Annotated in this window: 14 protein-coding genes; 10 read left to right on the forward strand and 4 right to left on the reverse strand. The window is 72.3% G+C overall.

The genetic code is table 11. The annotated features are described in order from the left end of the window. A partial coding sequence (locus DEI98_RS15660) for a hypothetical protein (protein WP_220037089.1) occupies window positions 1-2,560 on the forward strand: 2,560 nt, incomplete at its 5' end. A gap of 99 nt (window positions 2,561-2,659) precedes the next feature. On the opposite strand, the gene DEI98_RS15665 is transcribed toward DEI98_RS15660, so the two are convergent. Continuing rightward, the gene (locus DEI98_RS15665) at window positions 2,660-3,946 is read right to left on the reverse strand and encodes a glycosyltransferase (RefSeq protein ID WP_181438061.1); all 1,287 of its coding nucleotides are present in this window, start codon (window positions 3,944-3,946) and stop codon (window positions 2,660-2,662) included. Between the two features lie 138 nt (window positions 3,947-4,084). On the opposite strand from DEI98_RS15665, the gene DEI98_RS15670 reads away from it, so the two are divergent. Beyond that, window positions 4,085-6,571, forward strand: a complete 2,487-nt coding sequence (locus DEI98_RS15670) for a glycosyltransferase (RefSeq protein ID WP_071405761.1) — start codon at window positions 4,085-4,087, stop codon at window positions 6,569-6,571. Then, window positions 6,568-7,314: a polyprenol monophosphomannose synthase gene (locus DEI98_RS15675; protein ID WP_111029478.1), complete on the forward strand. Its 747-nt coding sequence runs from the start codon at window positions 6,568-6,570 to the stop codon at window positions 7,312-7,314. Before DEI98_RS15670 ends, DEI98_RS15675 begins: the two co-directional genes overlap by 4 nt. 250 nt (window positions 7,315-7,564) lie before the next feature. Here the strand turns inward: DEI98_RS15675 and DEI98_RS15680 are convergent, their stop codons facing one another. After that, window positions 7,565-8,851 carry an O-antigen ligase gene (locus tag DEI98_RS15680; RefSeq protein ID WP_128780653.1) on the reverse strand — a complete coding sequence of 429 codons (1,287 nt, stop codon included), beginning with the start codon at window positions 8,849-8,851 and terminating at the stop codon, window positions 7,565-7,567. Between the two features lie 107 nt (window positions 8,852-8,958). On the opposite strand from DEI98_RS15680, the gene DEI98_RS15685 reads away from it, so the two are divergent. Beyond that, window positions 8,959-10,311 carry a hypothetical protein gene (locus DEI98_RS15685; RefSeq protein WP_111101254.1) on the forward strand — a complete coding sequence of 451 codons (1,353 nt, stop codon included), beginning with the start codon at window positions 8,959-8,961 and terminating at the stop codon, window positions 10,309-10,311. Window positions 10,312-10,324: 13 nt separating this feature from the next. On the opposite strand, the gene DEI98_RS15690 is transcribed toward DEI98_RS15685, so the two are convergent. Then, window positions 10,325-11,704: an O-antigen ligase gene (locus DEI98_RS15690; RefSeq protein WP_111101255.1), complete on the reverse strand. Its 1,380-nt coding sequence runs from the start codon at window positions 11,702-11,704 to the stop codon at window positions 10,325-10,327. 66 nt (window positions 11,705-11,770) lie between these two features. Between DEI98_RS15690 and manA the strand changes: the two genes are divergently transcribed. The 5 genes from manA to DEI98_RS15715 all read left to right on the forward strand — a co-directional run bounded on the left by manA (window position 11,771) and on the right by DEI98_RS15715 (window position 18,985). After that, window positions 11,771-12,979: a mannose-6-phosphate isomerase, class I gene (gene manA, locus DEI98_RS15695; protein ID WP_111101256.1), complete on the forward strand. Its 1,209-nt coding sequence runs from the start codon at window positions 11,771-11,773 to the stop codon at window positions 12,977-12,979. A gap of 100 nt (window positions 12,980-13,079) precedes the next feature. After that, the gene (gene galE / locus DEI98_RS15700) at window positions 13,080-14,042 is read left to right on the forward strand and encodes a UDP-glucose 4-epimerase GalE (protein ID WP_110861386.1); all 963 of its coding nucleotides are present in this window, start codon (window positions 13,080-13,082) and stop codon (window positions 14,040-14,042) included. Window positions 14,043-14,230: 188 nt separating this feature from the next. Further along, window positions 14,231-14,563, forward strand: a complete 333-nt coding sequence (locus DEI98_RS15705) for a WhiB family transcriptional regulator (protein WP_081827389.1) — start codon at window positions 14,231-14,233, stop codon at window positions 14,561-14,563. 178 nt (window positions 14,564-14,741) lie between these two features. Then, window positions 14,742-17,579 carry a glycosyltransferase family 2 protein gene (locus DEI98_RS15710; protein WP_111101257.1) on the forward strand — a complete coding sequence of 946 codons (2,838 nt, stop codon included), beginning with the start codon at window positions 14,742-14,744 and terminating at the stop codon, window positions 17,577-17,579. Further along, window positions 17,576-18,985 (forward strand): DUF5719 family protein, encoded by a 1,410-nt coding sequence (locus DEI98_RS15715; protein ID WP_111101258.1) that lies wholly within the window; start codon window positions 17,576-17,578, stop codon window positions 18,983-18,985. The genes DEI98_RS15710 and DEI98_RS15715 overlap by 4 nt, the downstream gene beginning before the upstream one ends. 22 nt (window positions 18,986-19,007) lie before the next feature. Here DEI98_RS15715 and DEI98_RS15720 read toward each other — a convergent pair whose 3' ends face one another. Beyond that, window positions 19,008-19,448, reverse strand: coding sequence for a metallopeptidase family protein (locus DEI98_RS15720; RefSeq protein ID WP_071405768.1), 441 nt, complete (start codon window positions 19,446-19,448; stop codon window positions 19,008-19,010). A gap of 59 nt (window positions 19,449-19,507) precedes the next feature. On the opposite strand from DEI98_RS15720, the gene DEI98_RS15725 reads away from it, so the two are divergent. Further along, complete coding sequence (locus tag DEI98_RS15725) at window positions 19,508-19,723, forward strand: DUF3499 family protein (protein ID WP_071405769.1); 216 nt, start codon at window positions 19,508-19,510, stop codon at window positions 19,721-19,723. The last annotated feature ends 34 nt before the right edge of the window (window positions 19,724-19,757 follow it).

Here is a 19,757-nt window from a genome sequence, read left to right on the forward strand (position 1 = left end):
CACCCGTTCCCCCCGTTCCCCCCGAGGAGCCCGCTCCCGTCGTTCCCTCCGGAGCTCCCTCGCCCTGGTGGCGGCCTTCGCCGTCGCGGTGAGCGGCCTGACCTTCGGCACGGTGCTCGCGGAGCAGACCACGACCCAGTCGGCCTCGGCCGCGGTCGCCTCGGACTTCGACCCGGGCAACATCATCAGCGACGCGAACTTCTACAACGGCTCGGCGATGAACGCCGCCGCCGTGCAGTCGTTCCTGACGAGCGTCGCGCCGAACTGCCGGAAGTCGTCGAGCGGCCCCGCCTGCCTCAAGGACTTCTCGCAGAAGATGAGCTCGATCGGCGCCGTCTCCGGCCGGTGCGCGGCCATCGCGGGTGGCACCAAGTCGGCTGCGACGATGATCGCCCAGGTCGGTGCCGCGTGCGGCATCAGCCAGAAGGTGCTGCTCGTGCTCCTGCAGAAGGAGCAGGGCATCGTCACGACATCCTCGCCGACGTCCTACATGTACCTGCATGCCACCGGCTTCGCGTGCCCGGACACCGCCCCGTGCGACCCGGCGTACTTCGGCTTCGGCCAGCAGGTCTACGCCGCGGCCCTGCAGTTCAAGCGGTACCAGGCGTCGCCGACCTCGTGGGCGTACCAGGCGGGCCGGACGAACTCGATCCTGCTCAACCCGAACGCGGCCTGCGGTCGGAAGTCCGTCTACATCCAGAACCAGGCCACCGCGAGCCTGTACATCTACACCCCGTACACCCCGAACGCCGCGGCCATGTCGAACCTCTACGGTTCCGGTGACAGCTGCTCCGCCTACGGCAACCGCAACTTCTGGCGCATGTACACCGACTGGTTCGGTGCTGCGGCCGGCGGCGGCAACCCCTACGGCGACGTCGACTCCGTGACCGCGACCTCCACCTCGTCGATCACGGTCACCGGCTGGGCGGCCGACCCGGACACCACCAACGCCCTGCGCGTCGCGTTCTACGTCGACGGCACCGGCGCGAAGACCGTCACGGCGGACAAGACCCGGAGCGACCTCGCCGGCACCCTCGGCGCGAACAACACCCGCCACGGGTTCTCGGCCGAACTGACCGGGCTGAGCCTCGGCGCGCACTCCGTCTGCAGCTACGCCATCAACCAGGGCCGCGGGGCGAACACCCTGCTCGGCTGTTACACCCGGACCATCACGAGCGCGGCCCCCAAGGGCGTCCTCGACTCGGTGACCGGCGGCGTCGGCACGATCTCGGCCACCGGCTGGGTCCTCGACCCCGACTCGTCCAAGCCCGGCTCGTGGAAGATCCTCGTCGACGGCGTGAGCAAGGCGACCGGCACGGCGGACAAGACCCGCACCGATGTCGCGAAGGTCTACCCGGGCGTCGGGAGCACCCTCGGCTTCTCGAAGACGATCGGCGGCATCAGCGCGGGCTCGCGCGCCGTGACGCTGTACGTGATGGACAAGCCCGGCACGAAGTACGTGAAGGTCGCGTCGAAGTCGGTCGTCGTGGACGCCCCGACCACCGGCAAGACCGGCAAGACCGGTGCCGTGCGCGGCTCGTACGACTCCGTCACCGGCGGCGTCGGCACGGCCACCGTGCGGGGCTGGGCGATCGACCCGGACGTGTGGGACCCGGTCAAGTACAAGATCCACGTCGACGGGGTGAGCACGAACAGCGGGGTCGCGGACGCCACCCGCACCGACGTCGAGGCGACGCACCCGACGTGGGGCTCCGACGTCGGTCTGACGCTCCGGCTCACCGGCCTGAAGGCGGGCAAGCACACCGTGCGCGTCTACTTCCAGGACCTGCAGGGCGGCAAGTACGTCAGCTTCGGCACCAAGTCCGTGACCGTGACCGCCGCGTCGACCGCCGAACCCGACGCGTCGGGGACGACCGGCAAGACGGGCAAGACCGGTTCGCTCAAGGGTGCGTTCGAGTCCGTGGTCGGTGGCGTGAACAGCGCCACGGTGCGCGGCTGGGCGATCGACCCCGACGTCTGGGACCCCGTCGCCTACAAGATCCACGTCGACGGTGTCGCCATCGCCCCCGGGACCGCGAACGCGAAGCGGACCGACGTCGAGGCCGTGCACCCCGCGTGGGGCTCCGACGTCGGCCTCTCGCTGAAGATCCCCGGGCTGACCGCCGGCACGCACACCGTGCGCGTGTACTTCCGGGAGCTGCCGAGCGGCACGTACAAGAGCTTCGGCACGAAGAGCGTGACGGTCACCGACCCGCCGACCACCGGCAAGACGGGCAAGACCGGCTCGGTCAAGGGCCTGTACGAGTCCGTCACCGGCGGCACGGGCACCATCACCGTGGCCGGCTGGGCGATCGACCCGGACGTCTGGGACCCGGTCAAGTACAAGATCCACCTGGACGGCGTGGCCGTCTCGCCCGGAACGGTCAACGCGACCCGCACCGACGTACAGGCCGTGCACCCGGACTGGGGTTCGGACGTCGGCCTGTCGCGGAAGCTCACCGGGGTGAAGAAGGGCACGCACACCGTGCGCGTCTACTTCCAGGACCTGCCGAGCGGCACCTACAAGAGCTTCGGCACGAAGACCGTCACCGTGCAGTAGACAGTCACCGTGCAGTAGACGGGCACCAGATGACGGACGGGAGGCCTGGTACCAGCTGGTACCGGGCCTCCCGTCCGTCTCCGGTCGCGTCGACCGCCGTCAGCGGCGCACGCGCCGCGCCATCAGGCCCACGCCGTGCAGCAGCCGGTACTCGGGGGAGCGCGTGAGGCCCTCGAAGCGGGCCGCGATCTGGTCGCGCTCCGCCTCGGCCAGGCGGCGGGCGGTGTCGTACGCGCCGACCTTCTGCTCCGACTCGACCAGGCGCGCGTTGATGTCGTGCACGCCGGCCAGGTGGACGTCGCGGTCGTGCTCGGTCTGCCGGAGCGTCTCGCGCTGGGCGGTGGCCCACCGCAGGAACGCGCCACGCTCGCCGCTCCGGCCCGAGGCGGCGGAGACGGCGGCATCGAGCGACGGACCGACCTGTTCGGCGCGGCTGCGGAACGAGTGTCGCTCGACCACGACGGCGCGGAGCCGGGCGACCAGGGCGGTGCGCTCGTCGCGGGGCATCGCGAGCACGCGCTCGAGCGAGGCGGCGTCGTCGAACACCGGCACGTCGGACAGGCCGAGCTCGTCGAGCCCGAGCGCGCAGTCGGTGACGGGCAGCGCACCGGACGCGAGCGACTCGTACAGGCGAGAGTTCAGGGTGCCGTACTCGGCGGCCGGCTCGATGACGTCGTCGACGACGAAACCGGCGGCGCGGTAGACCTCGGGCAGGGCGAAGTAGGGCACGGCGGGGCGGAGTTCGACGCCCGCGGAGGCCTCGACGTGGTCGACGTTCGCGGCGAACCAGACGATCGGTTCGGCCGGGGCGACCTCGGCGAGGACGTCCTGCACCCGGCGGCGGACGCCCCAGAAGTTGACCGTGGTCACGGCGCGGTCCGTGCGCTCGCGCGGTGCGGGGGCGTCGGTCGTGAACAGCTCGGTGTCGACGCCGATCGGCACCACCTCGACGGGGCCGGAGTACGCGGCCGCGATCGCGTCGCGGGCGATCCCGGACGACGTCCAGACCGCGTCGAACTCGTCGAGGTACGGCAGGGCTGCCCACTTGGCGGTCCAGTTCCGCACCCACGCCACCAGGGCGGTGCCGGCTGGGACGTACCCGGGCACGAAGGACTCGATCATGCTGACCACGACGGCGGTGTCGGCGGGGAGCTCCTCGCCCCAGCGCTCGAGCGGCCACATCGCGACGCCCCAGCCCTCGGCCCGGAGCGCCCGCGCCAGCCCGAGCGCGACGAACAGGTCGCCCTTGCCCTCGGCCGGGTCGGCGGTCGACACCGCGAAGCGGATCGTGCCGCGGGGGCCCTCGGCGTGCTCGTCGGCCGCGAGGGCCGCGTAGTCCTCGCGGAGGGGAGAGGACATGGGGGTGCTCGGGATCACTGCGGTCACGCACGCCATTCTGCACGAATCCGCAGCGGCGGCAGGGAGTCCCTGGGCGCGCCTTGTAGGGTGTCATCGGCCCGCGGCACCCCGTCGGCCGACCCATCGACCCGCGCCCGGTGCGCGGCAGCTGCTGGAGGAACTCGCGTGACAGAGCGCAAGCCGGGAGTCGTGTCCGTCATCCTCGTGAACTACAAGGGCACGGACGACACCCTGACGAGCATCGCGGAACTCCGCAAGCAGGACTGGCCGCAGGACAAGCTCGAGGTGATCGTCGTCGAGAACGGTTCGGGCCCCGAGCACCTCGGGCGTCTGAAGGCCTCGAGCCTCGACTTCACCCTGATCGACGCGGGTGCGAACCTCGGGTTCACCGGGGGGTGCAACCTCGGCGTCGAGAAGTCCTCCGGCGAGGTCGTGGCGTTCCTCAACAACGACGCCCGCCCGGACACCGGCTGGGTGCGCGAGGCGATGGCCACCTTCGCCTCCGGTGCCGACATCGGCGCCGTCGCCTCGAAGGTCCTCGACTGGGAAGGCGTCAACGTCGACTTCACCGAGGCCGCGATGACCTGGTACGGCATGGGCTACAAGCCCTTCGCCGGGTCGCCGGACACCGGCCGGTGGGAGAGCGAGACCGACGTCCTGTTCGGCACCGGCGCCGCGATGTTCATCCGCGCGGAGCTCTTCGAGCAGCTCGACGGCTTCGACGACCGCTACTTCATGTTCTACGAGGACGTCGACCTCGGCTGGCGGCTCAACCTGCTCGGCTGGCGCTTCCGGTACCAGCCGAAGTCGGTCGCGTTCCACAAGCACCACGCGTCGATGAACAAGTTCGGCGACTTCCGCGAGACCTACCTGCTCGAGCGGAACGCGCTGTTCACGCTCTACAAGAACCTCGGTGACGAGCAGCTCGCCGCGGCGCTGCCCGGTTCCCTGGCGCTCGCCGTCCGCCGTGCCGTGGGCCGCGGGGAGCTCGACTCCACCGAGCTCGACCTGCGCAACCCCGGCGACGACAGCGTCCCGACCATCCCGGTGCCGAAGACGAGCATGGCGGGCATCTACGGTGTCGACCAGTTCGTCGAGCAGCTGCCGTCGATGACCGAGTCCCGCCGCCAGATCCAGGCGACCCGCGTCCGGTCCGACCGCGAGCTCCTCCGCCTGTTCGGCAACCGCGATGAGCCCGCCTACCCGATCGAGAACTACCTGGCCGGCTACGACAAGATCGTGCACTCCCTCGGCGTGCTCGAGGTCGGTACCCGTCGCCGCGTCCTCATCATCACGGGCGACTCGATCGGCGCGAAGATGGCCGGTCCGGCGATCCGTGCCACCCAGATGGCCAAGCAGCTGGCGTCCGAGCACGACGTCCGCGTGGTCAGCCTGACCCGTTCGTCGCCGATCGACCCGTCGTACGAGGTCGTCACGGTCCCGCACCGTCACCCGCGCCAGATGGTCGAGCACGAGGGCTGGGCCGACGTCATCATCGTGCAGGGCCACGCGCTCCGGCTGTTCCCGGTGCTCGAGTCGACCAGCAAGATCCTGGTCGTCGACGTCTACGACCCGCTGCACCTCGAGCAGCTCGAACAGGGCCGCAGCGACGACGTCGACAAGTGGAACCGCCAGATCCTCGACGCCTCGGACACGCTGAACCACCAGCTCGAGCTCGGCGACTACTTCATCTGCGCCTCCGAGCGCCAGCGGATGTTCTGGCTCGGGCAGCTCGCCGGCTCCGGCCGTGTGAACGCCCGCACGTACTCGCGCGACGCCGACCTGCGCTCGCTCATCGGCGTCGTGCCGTTCGGCCTGTCCTCGACGCCGCCGGTCCACGACCAGCAGCGTGTCAAGGGCGTCGTGCCGGGCATCGGCAAGAACGACAAGCTCGTCGTCTGGGGCGGTGGGATCTACGACTGGTTCGACCCGATCACCCTGGTCCGCTCGATCGCCCAGCTCGCCGAGCGCCGCCCGTCGGTGAAGCTCTTCTTCATGGGCGTGCAGCACCCGAACCCCGACGTCCCCGAGATGGACATCGTCGCGAAGGTCCGCGCCGAGGCCGACGCCCTCGGGCTCACCGGCAAGCACGTGTTCTTCAACGACCAGTGGATCCCGTACGAGGAGCGCGGCGCCTACCTGCTCGAGGCCGACGCCGGCGTCTCGACGCACTACGAGCACCTCGAGACCACCTTCTCGTTCCGGACCCGCATCCTCGACTACCTGTGGGCACGCCTGCCGATCGTCACGACGGCCGGCGACTCGTTCGGTGACCTCGTCGCAGAAGAGAAGCTCGGCATCGCGGTGCACGAGCAGGACATCGACGGTCTGGCCACCGCGCTCGAGACGGCGCTCTTCGACAAGAAGGCCCGCACCGAGTTCATCGGCAACGTCGACCGCGTGCGCGAGCAGTTCACGTGGGAGAACGTCCTGGCCCCGCTCGTCGAGTTCTGCCGGAACCCGATCCGCGCTGCGGACAAGTCGGTGCGCGACACCGCGTCGTCGATCGAGCCGCACAAGATGCGCGTCCGCGTCCCGGAGCGCAAGAAGCTCTCCGGCGTCCGCTACGACCTCGGCCGTGCCGTGCACTACCTGCGCACCGAGGGTCCGCGCAGCGTCGCCGGCAAGGTGAAGCGGCGCCTGAACCGGTGACCCCGGGGGAGACCACCGCCCTCGTCATCGTCCCGACGTACGACGAGGCCGAGAACATCCGTGCGATCACCGCCGCCGTGCTGGCGGCGGTGCCCGGTGCCCACCTGCTCGTCGTCGACGACGGCAGCCCGGACGGCACCGGGGACATCGTGCGGTCCCTGGCGGCCGCGGACGACCGCGTGCACCTGCTGCAGCGCTCCGGCAAGCTCGGGCTCGGCACGGCGTACGTCGCGGGGTTCCGGTGGGGTCTGGAACGCGGGTACCCGCTGCTGGTCGAGATGGACGCCGACGGCTCGCACCCGGCCGACCGGTTGCCGGCCCTGGTCGACGCCGTGACCGCGTCCGACGACGTCCTGCTCGCCATCGGGTCCCGCTGGGTCCCCGGTGGGTCGGTCGTCGACTGGCCGCTCCGGCGCCAGGCGCTCAGCCGCGGGGCCAACACCTACGCCCGCCTGGTGCTCGGGCTCGACGTGCGGGACATCACCGCCGGCTACCGCGTGTACCGCTCGTCGGCGATCGCGCGGATGGACCTCGGGTCGGTGGATTCGAAGGGGTACTGCTTCCAGGTGGACATGACGCTGCGCGTGGACGCCCTCGGTGGCCGCATCGTCGAGGTGCCCATCCGCTTCCGTGACCGCGTGCACGGCGTCTCCAAGATGAGCCGGTCCATCGTCCTCGAGGCCATGCTCCGCGTCACCCAGTGGGGCGTGCAGCGCCGCCTCGGTCGCCGCACGCGCCCGTAGGGCGCCCGCTCGCTCGCTTCGTGAGCAGGAACGGTCGGGTCGCCTCCGCGGAAGCGACCTTTCCTGCCCACGAAGCGCGGGCCCGGAACGCTGGGCGTGACGGCCTGGAGGCGCGGTGCGGGGCCGCAACGGGCCTCCCGTCCGGCGGTGGGTCGCGCCGCACCGCCGCTTCGTGAGCAGCAACGGTCGGGTCGCCTCCGCAGAGGCGACCATTCCTGCTCACGAAGCGCCTCGGCGCGCAGCGCCCGCGCTAGACGCGCGGCAGGTGCCGGCGCCACGAGCGGCGCCGCGCGGCGATCACGAGGACCGTCACGAAGAACATCAGGCCCGCGCCGTGCAGCAGGTAGCTCTCCGCCGTGCTGGTGACGGCGAGCAGCACGAGCACGGCGGCCGGCCACACGTACGCCACCCCGGGGAACGTCGTCGCCGTGACCCAGGCGCGCGCGAACGCGAGCAACGCGGTGATGCCGAGGATGAGCGTGCCCGCGAACCCGATCTGCAGCCAGGCGTCCACGAAGGCGTTCAGGCCCGAGGTGAACCGGACGCCGGCGGGGTCGATGAGCGTGACGTAGGGCACGACGGGCTCGGTCGGCCACGTGCCCACCCAGCCCCAGCCCTGGATCGGGTAGCGCTCCACCAGGACACGGATCTGCGACCACAGGTCCGTCCGGGTGGCCGTGCCGCCGGCCGCCCCGATCTCGGCGAGCAGGCGGTGCCGGGCGAGCACCCCGACGGCGAGCGTCAGCAGGACGACCGCGCCGAGGACGCCGTTGACCACCGGTCTGGTCGCCGGTCGTGCGTGCCGGAGTGACCAGAGCGCCAGCGCGGTGACGGCGAGCGCGATCATCGCGAGCCCGGTGATGGGGGACTGCACGAGCATCAGGGCGATGACGGCGAGCGAGGTCGAGGCGATCGCGCGCCAGACAGTGACCGACCGGGTGAGGAACTCGACCACGAAGGTGACCAGGGCCATCGCGGCGATGAAGCCCATGAAGTTGCGGGTGCCACCGATTCCCTGGATCGGGCCGCCGTACGCGATGTCACCGCGGATGCCGAACGCCGGGAACGGGACGTCGAGGACCAGGCCGGACAGGACCTCGAGTCCGAGGGCCGTCACGAGCAGGATCCGGAAGGCGTCGCCCGAGGCCCGGATCACCTGCACCAGGTCGCGGCCGAGGGCCAGGTACAGCCCGAGGCCGATGAAGCACACGGTCTGCACCAGTCCGCGGAGCGCCACCCAGGAGTACTCGCTCCAGAGCACGCTCAACGCGCAGTAGCCGACGAAGGCCAGCAGCGAGAGGGGGAGGACCCCGTGCCACTCGATCCGGTAGCGCTGGCCGAGCAGGCTCAGCCCCGCGAGCACGAACAGCGTCACGAGCACCGCCCAGGTCCCCGCCCGGCCGACCAGGGCCTCGACGGTGGGCTGGCCGAACCCGAACAGCACGATGACCGTCGCGAGCGCCTGGCTGAACCGTCCACCGGCCGAGAAGCCGATCCAGGCGGAGAGGTACCGGCGCCCGAGCACCTGTCTGCTCACCCGGCCGTCCGTCACGCGTCCATCTTGGCGCACGACCTTGTGACGAGCACACCGCATCGCGGTGTGGCTGTATCGACGATGCGCGATGACCGAACTATCCTCACCGGATGGACCTCGCGCGCAGGGTCGCCGCCGTCCCCCTCGTCGCGGTCGTCGTCGGCCTGCTCACGACCGCCCTGGCCTGGTACCGGCTCGGCCCGGTGCCGCGGAACACCGTCTGGGCCGAGGACGGTGGCGTGTTCCTGCGCGAACGGATCGCGATGGGTCCCGTCGACACCCTGCTGCACCCCTACGCCGGGTACGTGCACCTGCTGCCGCGCCTCATCGTCGACCTCGGGTACACGCTGCCGCCCGAGCGGTACGCGCAGGTGGTGGCGCTCGCCGCGTGCGCGGTCGTCGGCGGGGTCTGCGCCCTGGTGTTCGTGCTGTCCCGCGACGTCGTCCGCCCGTGGCCGTTGCGGCTGGTGCTCGCCGCCGTCCCCGTCGTCCTGCCGCTCGCCCCGTACGAGATCAGCGGCAACGCGGCGAACCTGCACTGGTTCCTGCTCGTCCTGGTGCCGTGGGTCTTCGCGTGGCGTGCTCGGTCGTGGTGGGCGGCCGGGGCACTCGCCCTGGTCGCGGGTGCGGCCGTGCTCACGGAACCGCTCACCGCGCTGTTCGCGCCCCTGCTGCTCCTCGCCTGGACGCCGCGTGGACGTGCGCCCGGACCGGCCGGCCGGTGGACCGCGCTGCCGGTCACGCTCGTCGTGGTCGTCGCCCTGGCGGTGCAGGGCGTGACGACCCTGACGAGTCCGCGCGCCCTCGCCACGGGGTCGCCGGCGGCGCGCGACGTGCTCGCGGGGTACCTGCTGCGTCCCGTGGCGGGTGCCTGGGACCCGGACCTCGGTGCTGTGCTGACGGCGGTGGTCGAGCACGGCTGGGCGGTGGTCGTGGTGCCCGCAGCCCTGCTGCTCGTCGTCCTGGTGGCGGCCGTCGTGGTCGGGCCGGCCCGCACCCGGTGGATGGTCACAGCCCTCGCCGTCGGCTCCGTCGCGGTGTGGTGGGTGGCCCTGCTCGCCAACGGCGGTGACGGTCTCCGCTGGTCGGCGCCGGTCGCCGCGATGGCCGCCGTGCCGCCGCAGCGCTACGCCGCGGCCGCCGGCCTGCTGCTGGTGAGCGCCGCGGTGGTCGCCGCCGCCACGCTCGTGGACGCCCGCAGCTGGTCGCGTGCTGCCGGACGGACGGGAGGCCCTGGTCGCCTCGTCGGCGCGCTGGCCGGTTGGTGCGTGGTCACCGCCGTCGTCGCGTCGGCGGTCCTGCACGTCGCGCCGACGGACACGCGGCGGAGCGACGGGCCGGTGTGGGCGGGGCAGCTGCCGGCGGCGGTGGCGGCGTGCGACGCCGACCCGACGCTCGAGGTCGCCCGGGTGAAGTCGAACCCGTGGTCGTCCCCGGTGTCGTGCTCGTGGCTGTCGCGCTGAGGGAGCGTGCGGGTCAGCGCGTGCCGGCCCAGCGGAACTCGCGCTTGGCGGGCGGCGTGCGCGGACCGTCGCCGGTGGACACCGGTTCCTCGCCGGTCAGCACGATGCGCGTCTTGATGGCGAGCAGGGCGAAGAGCACCCAGTTCCCCTGGTAGAGCAGGCGGGACTCGGCGACGGACTGCACGAGCAGGGCGACGACGACCAGGAGTGGCAGGAGCGACACCGGGTCGAACGACCGCGGACGCAGCGCGGCGTCGTACCCGATGCGGGTCGCGCAGGCCCACGAGCGGGACAGCGTCGTGACCACGTAGATCGCGAAGAGCACCAGGCCGATGATGCCGGTCTGCATCCAGACGTCCAGGTAGGCGTCGTGGGCCTGCAGGTACGTGACGCCCTTGCGCTGCGCCAGGTCGGCGAGCGTCGGGATGCCCGGCCACCAGTACCCGATCCAGCCCCAGCCGCCCACGGGGTGCTGGTCGATCAGGCCGAGCACCTTGGCCCAGATCTCCCCGCGTCCGGTGGCGTCCGAGCCCTTGCCGAGCAGCTCGGACACCGGGCCGCGCAGCACGAACGCGGCGACGGCGACGACGACGGCACCCACGGCCAGCAACAGGTAGCGCGGGGTGCGGCGCTCGGTCGGGACACGGCGCATCCAGACGGCGGCGAGTGCGACCACGGCCACCACGAGTGCGGCGGCGATGACCGTCGACGAGCGGGTGAGGACGAAGCCGAGTGCCGCGACGACGAGCCAGCCGATCGCCTGGTTCCGGCGGATCCGACCCTCGGCGAACTGCACGGCGACCACGATCGCGACCAGCAGGGCCACCATCGCGAGCAGGTTGGCGTTGCCGGGCAGCCCCTGGATCCGGCCCCCGGTGAAGAGCTCGGCGCGCGAGTAATAGAAGGCGTCGGGGACGTCGCGGTCGCCGTAGTCCGTCCAGATCGGGGCGATCGGGTGCCGGACGAACACCGCGACGGCGGCCTCGAACAGGAGCGAGAGCATGAGGACCCAGCGGAGCGCGAGGCTCAGGGCGTCGGTGATCCGGCGCCACGTCAGGGTCGAGGCGATCGTGAAGGCCACGGCTGCGCAGATCACCTGTACGGTCAGGCTCGAGATCGTCGCGAAGCGCCAGTGCGACCAGATCAGGGTCACCAGGCACCAGCCGAGGAACGCCCAGAGCGCCCAGGGGGTGCGGACGAGCGGTGGCTTCGCCCGGACCAGGATCGTGACGCCCCACGCCGCGACGAGGGCCCAGAGGACGCCGGCCCCGACCCAGGTCAGGGTGTTCGGCACGGCGTCGCCCGCGAACAGCACGAACAGGGTCGTCGCTCCGAAGGCGAACGCCTCGCGCTCCGGTACGGTCCCGCGCGCCAGTGGCCAGGTGTTCGTCACGACGCCAGGCTACCGGCCGGTCGCCGTCCGCAGGACTCCACCGGCAGCGCCGGTAGGCTCTGGCCCATGTTCCTCGGCATCACGAACACCCCCCGCGACTACGCCTGGGGCTCGGTCACCGCGATCCCGGAGCTCCTCGGCCGCACCGTCACGGGTGCCCCGCAGGCGGAGCTCTGGCTCGGCGCCCACGCCGGCAGCCCCAGTGTCGTGGTCAACCCGGCCATGGTCGGCGGGGCCGACACGCTCCGCGACTGGATCGCCGACGAGCCGGAGACCGCACTCGGTCCGGACCGCACCGGCCTGCCCTTCCTGCTCAAGGTGCTCGCCGCTGCGGCACCGCTCTCGCTGCAGGCGCACCCGACCCCGGAGCAGGCGGAAGAAGGCTTCGCCCGCGAGGAGCGCGAGGGGATCCCGCTCGACGACCCGGCCCGCAACTACAAGGACCCGTTCCCGAAGCCCGAGCTCGTCGTCGCGCTGAGCGAGCGGTTCGAGGCGCTGAGCGGCTTCCGCTCGGTCGAGGAGACCCTGGCCGAGGTCCGCGTGCTCGACGCCGGTACCGGCCGCCTCGGTCCGCTCGAGGTGCACCTGCTGCACGGGCTCGAGGACACCGTCCGCTGGCTCGAGACCGCCGACGAGTCCGCGCTCGCCGTGGTGCAGGCCGCGAGCGACCTGGCCGTCTCGCTCGACGACGACCTGCTCACCCCGAACACCGCGACCGTCCGCGACCTGGCGACCAGCTGGCCCGGCGACCCCGGCATCGTCGTGTCCCTGCTCATGCACCGGGTGACGCTCACCGCGGGGCAGGCCATGTACCTGCCCGCCGGCAACATCCACGCGTACCTCGACGGGCTCGGCATCGAGCTGATGGCGCCGTCGGACAACGTGCTGCGCGGCGGGCTCACGCCGAAGCACGTCGACGTGCCGGAGCTCCTGCGGGTGCTCGACTTCACCGCGTACCCGGCACCGGTCCTCGAGCCCGAGCGCCTCGCCCCGGGCGTCGACCGGTTCGCGCCGGACGGCGTCGGCTTCGCGCTGCTGCGGGTGGACGGCGACGGTCGCCCGGTGGGACTGAGCACCGGCGGGGTCGCCCCGCTCGTGGGGCCGTCGATCGCGATCTGCACCGAGGGCGTCGTCACGCTCGTCGGCGCGCAGTCGGCGACCCTGCTCCGCAAGGGCGAGTCGTGCTTCATCACCCCGGACGAGGGCGACGTGACAGTCGAGGCGGACTCCTCCGACGGCATCACGTCGACCGTGTTCATCGCCACCGGCGCCTAGGGGTGCGGACCCGCACCGGGACCGGCGCGGGGCCGCACGCCGTGGCGTGGACCCGCACACCGCCACCGGGGCGTCGCCGACGTCCGCTAGCGTGGCGACCATGAGTTGGCTGGTCACCGGCGGTGCCGGGTACATCGGGTCCCACGTCGTCCGAGCACTGCGCTCGGCCGGCATCGACACGGTCGCGTTCGACGATCTGTCGAGCGGCTTCCGCGCGTTCGTCCCGGACGACGTGCCGTTCGTCGAGGGCACGATCCTCGACGGCGAGCTCGTCGCACGCACGCTGCGCGAGCACGAGGTCACCGGCGTGGTCCACGTCGCGGGGTTCAAGTACGCCGGCGTCTCGGTCGAGCGCCCGCTGCACACCTACGAGCAGAACGTCACCGGCATGGCGACCCTGCTGCGCGCGATGGCCGAGACCGGCGTCACCAAGGCGGTCTTCTCGTCCAGCGCGGCGGTCTACGGCACGCCGGACGTCGAGACCGTGGTCGAGTCCACCCCGAAGAACCCGGAGTCGCCGTACGGCGAGTCGAAGCTCATCGGCGAGTGGCTGCTGCGCGACATGGAGGTCGCCGCGGGCTTCACCACCACGTCGCTCCGGTACTTCAACGTCGTCGGTTCCGGGGAGCCCGACCTGTACGACGCCAGCCCGCACAACCTGTTCCCGCTGGTCTTCGACGCGCTGCTCGCCGGCCGGACCCCGCGGATCAACGGCGACGACTACGCCACCCCGGACGGCACCTGCGTCCGCGACTACGTGCACGTGGCCGACCTGGCGCACTCGCACGCGGTGGCCGCGCGGAAGCTCGAGGCGGGGGAGCCGCTCGAGCGTGCCTACAACCTCGGCAGCGGCGACGGCGTGAGCGTCCGGCAGATCATGGACGCGATGGCGGCGGGCACCGGGATCGCCTTCGACCCCGAGATCGCACCGCGGCGCCCCGGCGACCCGGCCCGCATCGTCGCGACCGGCGAAGCCGCCGCCCGTGACCTCGAGTGGGCCATGCGGCACTCCCTGGACGAGATGGTGTCGAGCGCCTGGGAGGCCCGTCGCAGCGCCTCGTGAGCGCCTGAGGACGAGTCAGTTGTCCCCCGGAAGGCCCACCCGAGTGGTGCGACACGCCCAAACGGGGGACATGACACGCTGGAGCGGTCAGTGCCTTCTATGATCCGCGACTTGACTCAGGCGAATGACACCGCTGTAATTACAGGCAACGGCCGCAAGAGTTGGGGTTCGTTGTCGAGGCGGCAGGGGTGATCAGGGTGAACGGTTCCGAGTTCCACGCCGGAGTTCCGGAGGACTGGCACGTCGATCCCGTGGCGCTCGGCGTCCCGGGTGTCCGACGTCCGGAGACCGACGACGAGGAGAACCCGCTCGCCTGGCAGGTCGACTCGCTCTGCGCGCAGACCGACCCCGAGGCGTTCTTCCCCGAGAAGGGCGGCTCCACGCGCGAGGCGAAGAAGATCTGCACCTCGTGCGAGGTCCGGGCACAGTGCCTCGAGTACGCGCTCGAGAACGACGAACGCTTCGGCATCTGGGGTGGCCTCTCCGAGCGTGAACGCCGCAAGTTGCGGAAAAGGGCGTAGGAGCGTTCACGGCGCGCCAGCGCCGTGCGACTGCGCCCCTGAGGAGCCTGCGACGAAGGCGCCGGAAGGCGACCACCTCCGCCCGCCCCGCACCGTGCAGTGAGCGCATCCAAAGGTTCACGGCGCGCCGCCGTCCGCAGCCGACACCGCGCCTCCAGACCGTAGAGTGACGCCCGTCATGCAGCCCAGAGTCACCGCGATCCTCGTCGCCGCCAACGGGGCGGCCCACCTCGACCGGACCCTGGACGCGCTCGCCGCCCAGACCCGCCACCCCGAGAACCTGGTGGTCGTCGACGTCGGCACGACCGACGGATCGACCGCCGAACTGTCCTTCGGCGGGTCCGCGCAGCTCGTCCGGCTGCCCGCCGGCACCGCGTTCGGTGACGCCGTCCGCCAGGGCGAGCGCAGCGCGCCGCCCGCGGCGACCGACGAGCCGGTCGACGAGTGGCTGTGGGTCCTCGGCCACGACAACGCGCCGGCACCGACCGCGCTCGCCGACCTGCTGTCCGCCGTCGAGATCGCGCCGTCGGTCGTCGTCGCCGGTCCGAAGCTCGTCGCCGACGACGACCCCTCGCTCATCCGCGCCTTCGGCGAGAGCATGACCCGCTTCGGCCGGTCGATCGTGCTGGTGCAGGACGAGCTCGACCAGGGCCAGCACGACCGCAACACCGACGTGCTCGGTGTCGCCGCGGGCGGCATGCTCGTGCGCCGCTCGGTCTGGAACGAACTCGGCGGCTTCGACCCGGCGCTGCCGGACGTCGACGCGGCCCTCGACTTCTCGGTGCGGGTCCGCCTCGCCGGACACCGTGTCGCCCTCGTGCCGGAGGCCAAGGTCACCAGCGCCGGACCGATCGAGGAGTTCGGCCGCAAGCGCGTGTCCGAGGCGCGGCGCGTCCGGATGCACCGGCAGGCGCAGCTGCACCGCCGGATGACCTACGCGCCCGCCGCGCTGGTCTGGCTGCACTGGCTCACGCTCGTGCCGTTCGCGATCGGCCGCGCGCTCGGTCACCTGGTCGCGAAGCACCCCGCCGCCGTGGTCCCCGAGCTCTCCGCCGCGTTCGCCGTCGCGTTCGGCGGCGGCACGGGGCGTGCGCGCAAGAACCTCGCCCGCACGAAGAAGCTCGGCTGGGCCGCCGTCGAACCGCTCCGTGTGAGCTGGCGTCGGGTGCACGAGCACCGCACCACCTCGCGGGACGTCGAACTCGCCCGGGCCGAGGACGCCCCGATCGCCCGGGCGTCGTTCCTGAGCGACGGCGGCATCTGGGTGGTCCTGGCCGCCGCGGTCCTCAGCGTCGTGACGCTCTACCCGCTGCTCGGGTCGCCGGCCCTGACCGGCGGGGGACTCCTGCCGCTCTCCGCGACCCCGGGACAGCTCTGGCAGAACGTCGGGTACGGCTTCCACTCGCTCGGCACGGGCTTCACCGGCCCGTCCGACCCCTTCGCCGCGGTGCTCGCCGTGCTCGGCTCGATCGTCTTCTGGTCGCCGTCCACCGCGGTCGTGCTGGTCATGCTCGTCGCGTTCCCGCTGTCCGCACTGGGGGCCTGGTTCGCGGTCCGCAAGGTCACGACCCGCACCTGGGTGCCGGTCATCGGTGCTTCGCTCTACGCGATCGCCCCGTCGCTCGTGGGCGCGGTGACGACCGGACACCTCGGCGCCGTGATCGCGCACCTGGTGCTGCCGTGGCTGTTCGTCGCCGTGCTCGAGGCGCACCGCTCGTGGGCCTGGGCCTCGGGAGCGTCGCTCCTGTTCGCCGTCGTCGCCGCCTCGGCACCGTCGCTGCTGCCGGTCCTGCTGGTCGGCTGGCTCGTGGCGCTCCTGGTCGGCTGGCGCCGGGCCCACCGTCGCCTGTTCATCCCGGTGCCGACCGCGGTGCTCTTCCTGCCGCTGATCCTGGCGCAGGCCGCACGCGGCAACCTGCTCGCCGTGTTCGCCGACCCGGGTGCGCCGTCCGCGACCCGGGCGCCGTCCGCGCTCCAGCTGGCCATCGGACAGCCCCTGCCCGACTGGAGCGGCTGGCTCCCCGCGACGTCCGGACTCGCGCTGGTCGCCACGGTCCTGCCGATCGTGATGGCCGTCCTCGCGCTCCCCGTGGCCGCCGCCGCGATCGGGGCGATGCTCGGCCACCGCTGGGCGGTCGCGGGCTCGGCGCTCGTCATCGCGCTCCTCGGCTTCGCCACGGCCTTCACCGCCACCCACGTCACGGTCACCGGTGTCGGGTCGACCACCACCATCGTCTGGCCCGGCAGCGGTCTGTCCGTGTACTGGCTCGCCCTCGTGGTCGCAGCCTGCATCGGCATCGACGTGCTGCCGAAGGCCGCTCCGGTCACCGGGCTGGTCGCGACCGTGCTCGCCGGTGTGGCCGTGGCTCCGGCCTTCGCGGCGTTCTACCTCGGCACCGCCACGATCGAGCCGACCACCGGCCGGGTGCTCAGCGCCTACGTGAACGCCGAGGCCCAGGCGAACCCGGACGTCGGCACGCTCGTGGTCGTCCCGCAGGACGACGGTTCGCTCGCCGTCACGCTCGAGCGCGGGCAGGGTTCCACCCTCGACGACCAGTCGACGCTCGACGCCACCGCACTCCGGCTGAGCGAGTCCGGCGCACGGCTGACGACGCTCGCCGGCAACCTGGCGAGCCGCAGCGGGTACGACCCCCGGCCGGCGCTCCGCGAGCTCGGCGTGAGCTTCGTGCTCATCGACGACGCCGGTGACGACCCCGAGGCGCAGACGGTGCACGACCGGGCCGCCGGCGCGATCGGTCAGAACGCGCTCTTCACGAGCATCGGCGAGACCACAAACGGTCAGCTGTTCCACTACGAGGGCGAGGTCGACCGCACCCGCTCCGGCTCCGCGGCGACCCAGGCCACCCACGTGCTGTACCTCGTCGTGCTCGGCGTGGTCTTCGGCGCCGCAGCACTCCTCGCGGTCCCGACGGCCCCGCGCCGCCGCCGTGCCACCTCGAACGTCATCGAGGCCGAGGAACCCGCCACCACCTTCGACGAGGAGCGCGACGAATGAGCACCAACCCCTCCTCGGTCCGGCGCTGGATCGTCCGCGGCACCGCCACGGCCGTCGCCGTCGTCGTCGCCGCGGGTGCCGTCACCGCGGCCCACGCCATCGGCACCGAGTCCGAACCGGGCCGACCGGCCGGGCGCACCGTCACGCCGGTCCCCGCGGCCGCCGAGCGTGTCTGCGCCGGCAGTGCGCTGCGCCTGTCCGACGACGCCGGCAACGACGCGACGCAGGCGAGCACCGTCGGCACCGCGACCGTCGCGACGGCGACGACCGGTTCGACGGTCGAGCGGTCCTCGCTCGACTCCTCGACCACCGGCGGCAGCGACCCCCGGCTCCTGACGGCGCCCGCTGGCGAGACGACGCCGCAGGTCGCGGGCAGCAGCTTCCAGAGTGTCTCGAGCGGCGACCTGGTGGGGGCGGGCGCTGCCTCGTGCGACGACCCGACCCAGTCCACGTGGCTCGTCGGCGGGTCGACGGAGACCGGTCGGACGAGCCTCGTCACGCTCTCGAACCCGACCGACGTGAACGCCACGGTCGACCTGACGATCTTCGACGGCTCGGGGACGGTCAGCGCGCCCGGGACCACCGGCATCGTCGTCGCGCCGAACACGCAGAAGGTCGTCCCGCTGTCGGGCTTCGTGTCCGACGCCGCCTCGACCGTCGTGCACGTCACGTCGTCCGGCGGCCAGATCGTCGCGCACATGCAGGAGTCCGTCGTCCGCACCCTCACCCCGGGCGGCTACGACATCGTCTCCGGTGGGGCCGCGCCGTCCCGTTCGCAGGTCATCCCCGCCGTCGCCCTCGCCGACGCGCAGGCCGCCCAGCGTGGCGACGACACGGCCGACGCAGCGCCGATCGTCCGGCTGTTCGTCCCCGGCACGAAGTCGGCCCGCGTCACCCTCGGCATCAGCACGGCCGACGGCGGCGGCACGACCGTCAACGCCACCGCCGAGCCCGGGGTCGTCACCGACGTCGCGCTCGACGACTTCCCGGACGGCCGGTACTCGTTCACCGTCACCTCGACCGAGCCGGTCGTCACCGGTGCACGCACCACGACGCCGACCGACGGTGCCAGCAGCGGCACCGACCTCGGGTGGTTCGCCTCGGCCGAGCCGCTGGGCAACCGGACGATCACCGCCATCGCCCCGGGCGAGGGCGTGCGGCTGAACTTCGTGAACCCCACCCGCCAGGACCGCTCCGTCACGGTGCGGTCGGGCGACGAGCGGCGCACGCTGAAGATCCTGTCCGGTGCGACCGTGACGCTCCCGGTGCAGACCGCGAAGCAGCTCACGCTGACCGGGACGGAGGGCATCGTGGCGGGCGTGACCTACCGTGGGGCCGACGGCATCGCCGGGTTCCCGGTGCGTCCGGCGACCGACGTCTCCACCCCGGTCCGCGTCTACCCCTGACGCCGGGCGCGGTCCGCCCGGCTCACCAGTGCCGGTAGCGGTCCGGCGCCAGGTCCCAGGGGTCCTTGCCGATCAGCTCGCCGACCGCGCGGAACACCGCGGTCTCGATGATGATGCGGCGGTCGGAGTCGTCCTTCTCGGGGCTCCGGTTCACCCGCTCGACGGGGATCCGGAAGACGGTCACGCGGCGGGTGTCGCGGTCGATCCGCCAGCGCGGCATCTCGTCCGGCAGGGTCGTGTCGCTCGGCATGTCCGCCACCTGGAACACGACGCCGGAGAGCTCCTCGGGCCAGAGTCCGAGCAGGTAGTGCGCGCTGTCGCCGACGATCCGGTCGAACGCCTCGGCGCGGGTGATGATCGGCGCGAGCTCGGGCCCGGTGACGCTCGAGCGCCCACCGCGGCCGTGCCGGGAGCGCCCCCGACCGCGGTCGACCGGGGTGACGAGGCGAGGCTTCCGACGCATCCCCACATCGTACGCGGGGACGGGTGCGCGCCGGACGCTCCGCTAGGCTCCCTGTCGAGATGGACGTGCGGATCTGCAGCAAGGTGGCGTGTGCCAACAGCGCTTCGTCGACCCTGACGTACGACTACGGCGACTCCATGGTGGTCGTCGGTCCGCTGTCGACCCGGGTCGAGCCGCACGGCTACGACCTCTGCGCCCGGCACGCTGCCGCCCTGCGTGTCCCACGCGGCTGGCAGGTGGTGCGGCGCGAGCCGCTCCCGCGCGACGTCGACTGACGGCTCGCGTCCACGACGTGGGTGCGGGGGTCGG

The organism is Curtobacterium sp. MCLR17_034, assembly GCF_003234485.1.
GTDB classification, from domain to species: domain Bacteria; phylum Actinomycetota; class Actinomycetes; order Actinomycetales; family Microbacteriaceae; genus Curtobacterium; species Curtobacterium flaccumfaciens.